General features: G+C 34.5%; 10 protein-coding genes. 5 read left to right on the top strand and 5 right to left on the bottom strand.

The features are described from left to right. Positions 1 to 174: 174 nt before the first annotated feature. The 3 genes from T344_RS0124855 to T344_RS0124845 all read right to left on the bottom strand — a co-directional run bounded on the left by T344_RS0124855 (position 175) and on the right by T344_RS0124845 (position 3,215). A complete protein-coding gene (locus tag T344_RS0124855) occupies positions 175 to 1,740 on the bottom strand; it encodes a hypothetical protein (protein WP_027630952.1) in 1,566 nt (521 codons plus the stop codon). 388 nt (positions 1,741 to 2,128) lie between these two features. Further along, positions 2,129 to 2,422, bottom strand: a complete 294-nt coding sequence (locus tag T344_RS0124850) for a hypothetical protein (protein ID WP_027630951.1) — start codon at positions 2,420 to 2,422, stop codon at positions 2,129 to 2,131. A 196-nt stretch (positions 2,423 to 2,618) separates the two neighbouring features. Beyond that, the gene (locus T344_RS0124845) at positions 2,619 to 3,215 is read right to left on the bottom strand and encodes a hypothetical protein (protein WP_027630950.1); all 597 of its coding nucleotides are present in this window, start codon (positions 3,213 to 3,215) and stop codon (positions 2,619 to 2,621) included. 615 nt (positions 3,216 to 3,830) lie between these two features. Here T344_RS0124845 and T344_RS0124840 point away from each other — a divergent pair. Continuing rightward, on the top strand, positions 3,831 to 4,322 hold the full coding sequence (locus T344_RS0124840) for a pyridoxamine 5'-phosphate oxidase family protein (RefSeq protein ID WP_027630949.1): 492 nt from the start codon (positions 3,831 to 3,833) through the stop codon (positions 4,320 to 4,322). Positions 4,323 to 4,405: 83 nt separating this feature from the next. On the opposite strand, the gene T344_RS0124835 is transcribed toward T344_RS0124840, so the two are convergent. Further along, positions 4,406 to 4,777 (bottom strand): hypothetical protein, encoded by a 372-nt coding sequence (locus T344_RS0124835; RefSeq protein ID WP_027630948.1) that lies wholly within the window; start codon positions 4,775 to 4,777, stop codon positions 4,406 to 4,408. Positions 4,778 to 5,098: 321 nt separating this feature from the next. Here T344_RS0124835 and T344_RS0124830 point away from each other — a divergent pair, with 321 nt between their 5' ends. The 4 genes from T344_RS0124830 (at position 5,099) to T344_RS31800 (ending at position 6,747) form a co-directional block, all read left to right on the top strand. Then, positions 5,099 to 5,848 carry an N-acetylmuramoyl-L-alanine amidase family protein gene (locus T344_RS0124830; RefSeq protein WP_027630947.1) on the top strand — a complete coding sequence of 250 codons (750 nt, stop codon included), beginning with the start codon at positions 5,099 to 5,101 and terminating at the stop codon, positions 5,846 to 5,848. Positions 5,849 to 5,927: 79 nt separating this feature from the next. Beyond that, positions 5,928 to 6,131, top strand: a complete 204-nt coding sequence (locus T344_RS0124825) for a hypothetical protein (RefSeq protein ID WP_004623257.1) — start codon at positions 5,928 to 5,930, stop codon at positions 6,129 to 6,131. An 88-nt stretch (positions 6,132 to 6,219) separates the two neighbouring features. Next, positions 6,220 to 6,591, top strand: a complete 372-nt coding sequence (locus T344_RS0124820; protein WP_027630946.1) for a hypothetical protein — start codon at positions 6,220 to 6,222, stop codon at positions 6,589 to 6,591. Positions 6,592 to 6,615: 24 nt separating this feature from the next. Further along, a complete protein-coding gene (locus T344_RS31800) occupies positions 6,616 to 6,747 on the top strand; it encodes a hypothetical protein (protein WP_004623294.1) in 132 nt (43 codons plus the stop codon). Between the two features lie 169 nt (positions 6,748 to 6,916). Here the strand turns inward: T344_RS31800 and T344_RS0124810 are convergent, their stop codons facing one another. Further along, positions 6,917 to 7,219: a Dabb family protein gene (locus T344_RS0124810; RefSeq protein WP_027630945.1), complete on the bottom strand. Its 303-nt coding sequence runs from the start codon at positions 7,217 to 7,219 to the stop codon at positions 6,917 to 6,919. Between the last annotated feature and the right edge of the window lie 69 nt (positions 7,220 to 7,288).

The raw sequence follows: 7,288 nt of genomic DNA, 5'->3' as shown, positions 1-7,288 counted from the left end.
CGACGTCACCGGTATGCAAGGCCTACGCCGAAGCAGACCGCAAGTCCTGTCTCCCCTGCCAAAAAAAGTCTTGTATATTTGTACAAGGCTTTTTTTATTATAATTGTAACACCTTATGCTAAAAACATATGGTATAAGTGTAGGATATTACAGATTCGTATGAACTTATTAAAGCTATACTTTGACAATCCTTATATATGTATATGTTTTTCCATTCTGGACAACTGGATAGCGGTATGAAATATAATTATCGATAATTTTAAAATCACTGCTTTTTGTATATTTATTGGCATCCGGAAAAGTAATATTCTTTAAGGTGGTTCCATCATATAGGAAACCTTTTTTGCTTCCGGGCAGTACAGCACAAACCGTTTGGCTTGAACGTCTCCAAAACTGAGTTAATTGTGCTTTTTTCACATCCTGAAATGTGACATCAGCCCCTTGACTTACCATATAAACTCCATCTCCAATATACTTATTTAAAGCAGGCAAAGCAAGGAAAGTCTTTTTGTTTGGGTCAAATACATAATCCACTGAGTTTACATTTGCATATAGCTTCTCCCCGGTTATATAAAAAGTACAGTATAAACCTGATAATTTTATTTCTTCTCCTGTGTCAATGTTTAATACGCTAATACCTTTGGCAGACAAATTAGTCATCCCTATGGCAACAATTTCTGTCGTGTAAACAACATAATTTTTATAAAAAGCAATACTACCGGCACTTCGGCTTAAGCTTATTATTTTTCCCTTCTTATCAAGATATGAAAGGTCGGTAATCCATTCCTGCTCAGCTAATTTGTCATAGTTATAAAACAGCGATATAGTTTTATCATCAATTCCAAACTGTATTCCACGATAGCTTCCGGGCATGGCAAAAGTTTTAAAAGTGCCTGAAGCTAGATCTACTATAACATAGCTTTGGGGTGAATTTATTATATAAATGCAATCTCCCTTTCTATTAATGCCGTATTGTCTTAAGCTGTATGTATTTTGATTCATTTCATAACCATATGACTGGTATGAACATATTTGGTTAATGTCGCCGTTAGTTTTTACCCAAAAAACCGAATTATCCTTTATATATATAAAACCATACTTTTTCGACTGAAGTATGTATCCGTTTATCCTGATACCTCCAGCATCAGGATATGCGGTGAACGAAAGGTCAGCGGGAGTAAAAATATACATCTTGCCATTAATGAGATAACTTAAAGAGGTTTTGTCAGTTAATTGGGATATATCAATTAATTTAATGCCGGTTATGGAAAAATTTCTGTCAAAATCATATATGGCATCTTCATAAGCAAAAACCGTACCGTTATAGATAGCGCCTGGTTTACCGCTCAAATCAATCTTTTGAGCAATGATCTTACTTTTTCCGGTTTTAACACTATAAACGATCCTATCGTAAAGGTCTTCCTTTGAACTATCCTTTCTGATTTTATTTATAACAAAATAGTTTTCAGCTATAAGACCAATTCTGACAGATTTGTCAAAGGCAGCTTTATACGTTTGCTTCAATGTTTTTGAATCGAAATATCTTATGACTGCACCCCCCCACAAATCCCGTTCAATATATGCTAGAGAATTATTAAATTTATAAAGCTCCTGAAGCTCCTTAACAGTGTTTTTGCTTTCTTCAAATGAAACACTTGTATTTGCTGCCTCCAGAGGCACCGTAGGAATCATTGAACAAAGTATAAAAGCTATAACAAGTTTAATAACTATCTTTTTCATGAAACAACTCCCCTTTGAAATCACTATCTACAGCCTACTAAGCTTGAAGAGTTAAACTTTTATTCTTTGGTATCCTCTCAAATATATAAACCACCTTATAACCATATTATACCAAACTCAGGTATAGAAATGGTTGTCACTTTTTCTTCATATGTTTTCACAAAGCCTCTAATAATAATTTTACCCTTCCCGCATTCTACCAACACTGTATATATTCTATATAATATTTTCCAAAAATCTTATTTTCAATATGCTTTGTTAACTGAATTGCATTTTTCATACTGATCCCATATGGATTCCATATAAGAATATAGTAGGAAATTTTTTAATTAACTCTTTATGTACTTGGGCTGGTATCCAAATATATTCGACACTGTAGCATATATCTTTAGAATTTCAATGCCGGCTTCTTTATCATGACATCTGAATTTTCATTATATGAACATCTAACAAACCGCATAAATCCATTCGGATACGATACCAAATCTTTAATTGCCGAAAACATGCCGGGATAATTTTCAGCATACAGGGAGCGTCTCTTTAATACTATTCCGGTATGTTCCAAAAGCTTTATGTTTTTAGGGGTAATTTTTATATCTTCAGAAATAATAAGAATGCTGTTTTGAATATTTCCACCTAAAACAAATGAGTTAAAAATACGGCTTTCTAAATTTTTATACATACGAGACACTCCTATAAGAAATTTTATCGAAAAAATACCGTGCTGCTCAATTGTCTATGTTGAAATTTCAATACTGCACTTTCCCGCTACGGTACTTATTTTAAGAATTCTATTCCTTTGTTTGTTAAATACGACTTAGTTTTAATGGAAAATATAATCATACGGTTATGCTAGCTAAAATACTAATATGATTAATTTATTTTTCAGTATACCAAGTAGAGAATACACAATCGCTTCCACCTGTGGCATGGGTTTCGATAATGTCCATATGACATACTTTATCAGGAAATACAAATTGATAAATGCTGTATAACGTTCCTTGACAGCATCTACACCAAGTAATTGATGATGGCTTTTTCCACCCGTTTTTAACCACAAAGCAACCACAGGAATTTCCTGCTCCCATATGAGTAATAATTTTTCCGTTAACAAACTCTACCGTTCTCCCAATACGTGGCCTGCCATTTAGAAAATTCGCAACAGCCGTTAGATAATCCTTTTCATCAGCATTCTTCTCACGCAATTCTTTAAAATACTTTTTATTATAAGCAGAATATTTATTGGTTTTAACACAAGCACACTCCTGACGAATTAACACTAACTTCTCAGGTGTAATATTGCTTTCCAACCTCTCGCTAACATCGTTTGCCCACTTAGCACATTCTTGAGGGGTTTCTTCACCAGTAACATCACATAAATTTGAAAGGATTTCTTTTCCCTTTCCTTTTCCAACGTAAAAATCAACCTGTTTAACCAGTCTCTCACAGTGCTTTTTAATATTATCTAATTCCACGCTGAACCCTCCGTATCCTTTACAATTTTAGCATTTATATTTTGCTTTGATAGACATTAGTAAATCCAATTGAATGCACTTATCAAGTTCTTCAATGGCATGTGAATTTCCATATTATCAGGAATTGTAACCCAATTTCTCATAACCATGGTCACTACCATCAGGATTACTTCCAGCCCCTGTCTTTAAAAAATTATTATAAAGTGAGACGCCACGTCAAAGTCGAGTAGAAATTTGAATGCGTTTATCAAACTATTCTACCTTAAATTAAAGAACTATTACAACTATACTATATTTGGAATTAACTGGAGTCAATAATTTTTTGTTGAACCAAGTACCGCACGATTAAGTTTCCAAAGTCAAATTTTTCTTTTCGCTGTTATCTTAAGCTTGCACGACCTTATGAAATCATTTCTATGGTTAATCGCAACATGTATTAATACATATGTCATGATAATAGTACCGTATTGCATTCCATTGCAGGTATGTTATATTATAATAAAACCCAGAATATTGAACTTTCCGACGGGTAAACGTCTTTTGTTCGTTCCATAGGCCTTTAAGGGAATGAAATCAGGCGTTTTATTGTTTTATTAATGAAAGAGGTGTAACTGTATGTTTAGAGAAATGCGTCGCAAAAAACAGGTTTTATCTATAGAGGACAGCATTGCCGTTCTTAATAATGGAACATCTGGCGTGCTGGCAGTGTCCGGTGATAACGATTACCCCTATGCCGTTCCTCTCAGCTATGTATATCACGACCGTAAGATTTTCTTTCATTGTGCCCAAACAGGTCACAAATTGGATGCTATTGCCAGGAACGAAAAAGTCTCCTTTTGCGTGATTGATCAAGACAATGTGGTACCACAAGAATATACTTCATATTTTCGCAGTGTTATTGTCTTTGGAAAAGCGCGGATTTTGAATAATGAAGATGAAAAACGCAGTGCCCTTGAAATTTTAGCTGCAAAATATTCTCCTGATCATGAACAAGGCCGATTGCAGGAAATTGAAAAACATTTTAAACAGGTATGCCTTGTAGAGCTGGTGATTGAGCACATAACCGGCAAAGAAGCAATTGAATTGGTTAAAGCAAAACACCCATAAAACAGTCAGGTAAATAAAAGCAAAACACCGCCTTTATACCCTGAGAGGCGGTGTTAAGTGTATCAAATCAGCACCGTATTAATTTATGCAAAATAACCTATCGTAACATATCCTGAGGCACGGCTACCGGTTGGAGTGGTTGCTATGTATCTATATGTTATATAAGTATTCAAGATATCTCCAGATCTGGACACGTAAGATAAACTGTACCTGGCTTTTCCAACATCTTCGGCAAAATAATTAACTATTGCATATGTACTTAAATTAAAGGTTGTATAAACGCTTAACGGGTATGGACTAAACGTTTCACCTTGTACAGGTGAGTATTGCTCTATTTGATAATTTACCACCACTCCAAGCCTTGTTACATAATTATCTGCCGCCTGAACATTTGCTGTGCAAACACATGTTATTAGCATCAGGGCCATAATCAATGATGTAACCTTTTTTCCCATATTCTCTCCACCTTTCTTCTTACTCACAATATTTTACAACAACATTACTACATTATATCCCGATTGTCAAATATTCCCATATTATTTCTTGAAATCTTGAGCAAGCACAAGCCTGTAAAGGCGCCTATCCCACTATATCCTCTATAACTTCAGACTTTTCAGCAATATCTTATCTTTTTAATGTATCTATCTTTGGTATTCCATCCCCAGAGTCCCCCCATACTATATAAATAGATATGGAATAAAATAAAAAATTACATATAGTCCGGGAGTCTCTAATACAATTAATATAGGAAATTTACTTGGAAGTACGCTGTAAAAATGTTTAAGATAGTCATATTGACAAAGAGATATGTAACTTTATTATTCACAATTTTTATTTTATTAATTTTTATCACCATTTCATTTATCATTAAAATAAATATATTACCTGCAAATACGTTTGCCGACCCCAGGAGCGGTGTTATTGTCATTGATCCGGGGCATGGCGGTATTGACGGAGGGACAAATAAAGACGGCATTCTGGAAAAGGAAATCAACCTTGACATAAGCAGAAAACTGCGTTCACTTCTGGAACAAAAAGGATATAAAGTGATTATGACACGGGATGAAGATATTTCACTGGAAACATTGGATGCTTCAGGCAAGGGCCGCCATCAAAGAGACCTGAATGCAAGGGTTAATATCATTAATAACAGCAATGCGCAATTATTTGTAAGTATTCATGTCAACTGTAATTTAAAGAAACCTGCTACTGACGGCGCAATAGTATTTTATAATAATAAATATGAACAGAATAAATCTTTGGCTTACAGTATTCAAAAGGCGTTGAACAATATTGTAGTAAACAACAGGAAACGTACGGTACATAATCCGGCACAAGCCAAATACTTTGTTTTAGGCAACTCTGATATTCCAGGAGTCATAGTTGAAACAGCATTCATATCAAATAAATCCGAACGCCAGGAATTGTTAAAAGAAAAATTCAGGGAAGACACTGCGACTGCCATCGTTTCAGGCATAGAACAATATTTGCATGAGTCAACAAATGTGTCGACCCCGGGACAATAGCAAAGATTAATAGTTAACTTTTTTATATTATCCGACATAATATGTATTAACTGAGTATTTAATTTTGGAGGCATATAACTTGGATAATAATAAAAATACCTGTGATAATGGATTTTTTTCTTTAAGTCCTTGTGAACTTACATTGCTTGCAACGGCAATTTCCATAATTCTTGCCGAAGGCATAGATGGCTGCCAACGCGATGTATTAGGAAATTTTTTAATGTCTGTGGGCCAGAATATAGCAACATTTGATGCACAGGCAAACTGTTTAAATCAATCCTGAAGGCTGTCTGTCACTTTATTTTTGAAAGGTTCAATTACATAACTTCTTATGATATACTCAGTATGAGGATGTTTAAAAGAGGTTTTGAATGAGACTAAAGAAAACTGTAACCGTTATTTTGTTCCTGATAATTGCACTTATGATTTTCCAGCTCATACCGGCGGAGGCTGCTCCTGCCGATGGGCTTCAAATTCATGCGCAAAATTCTAAAGTGCTCTTGTTATCCGGTTTTGTTCATAACAATATTATATATATTCACAATGAAAGCCAAAAAACATCAATCCAAAAAGTACAAATAAATAATACCCTGCTGTATGTTCCTCCAATATCGGTAGAGGGTATTTCTGTCAGCAGCTTTTTATTTTTGGAAATGCCCTTTGACCATCGAAAAATAATAAGGCAATCCATTCCGCACTATTTCAATGGGAGTAAATATAAGGGAAATCATACCGTTGTTTAAAATTTGATAACGGAGGTGATATTCTTGGATACAACGCTTATTGTTGTTATTGTCTTTATGGCAATTGTTTGTGTTGGAGGCCCAATAATCGGGCATTATGCCTCAAAAGCCAGCGAAAAGCATGAAAGTGAAAAATCAAACAAAACTCCGCAGTAACAGTTAATATCTAAATAAAATACAGGCATTTAATTTTTTTTAATGCCTGTGTTCTGCCAAATGAAACAGAAAGTCCGGAGTCATCATGCCTCCGGACTTTCTGTTTTCATAAAAACAAATATAATTTTTATTTATGGCTTAACCGTTTGATGTATATGTAGCATCTACTTTAGATTTCATAATCTGTAACGACTCTTGCACTTCTGACCTTGCTGCAAAACTCTGATACCTTCAAATGTTCAGGGTGATTTTTATAAAAATTCAAATCCTCCATATTTTCAAACTCCGAATAAAGAACAGCATCATATGCCTGCTCTGAATTATTTATATTTATACCGACCTCAAGGAATTTTATCTGTTTTATCCTGTTGCGTAATTCCTCCAGGCTGGTTTTTATAAATCTAGCATTTTCAATTTTGTCCTTCCCCTCAGCAAAGTCTTTCAATTTCCACATAACAATATGTTTTATCAAATCTGCCACCTCTTCGTTTAATTGATTTTGTTTTATTATACAACCTGGCCCCTTAAAACAAAATACAAA

Source organism: Ruminiclostridium cellobioparum DSM 1351 = ATCC 15832 (assembly GCF_000621505.1).
Lineage (GTDB): Bacteria > Bacillota > Clostridia > Acetivibrionales > DSM-1351 > Ruminiclostridium > Ruminiclostridium cellobioparum.
This window is presented reverse-complemented; position numbering and strand designations above follow the sequence as displayed.

Excerpts from the sequence above, each read along its gene's own strand:
- T344_RS0124855 (WP_027630952.1), bottom strand. The coding sequence starts at position 1,740 with ATGAAAAAGATAGTTATTAAACTTGTTATAGCTTTTATACTTTGTTCA.
- T344_RS0124850 (WP_027630951.1), bottom strand. The coding sequence starts at position 2,422 with ATGTATAAAAATTTAGAAAGCCGTATTTTTAACTCATTTGTTTTAGGT.
- T344_RS0124840 (WP_027630949.1), top strand. The coding sequence starts at position 3,831 with ATGTTTAGAGAAATGCGTCGCAAAAAACAGGTTTTATCTATAGAGGAC.
- T344_RS0124835 (WP_027630948.1), bottom strand. The coding sequence starts at position 4,777 with ATGGGAAAAAAGGTTACATCATTGATTATGGCCCTGATGCTAATAACA.
- T344_RS0124830 (WP_027630947.1), top strand. The coding sequence starts at position 5,099 with ATGTTTAAGATAGTCATATTGACAAAGAGATATGTAACTTTATTATTC.
- T344_RS0124820 (WP_027630946.1), top strand. The coding sequence starts at position 6,220 with ATGAGACTAAAGAAAACTGTAACCGTTATTTTGTTCCTGATAATTGCA.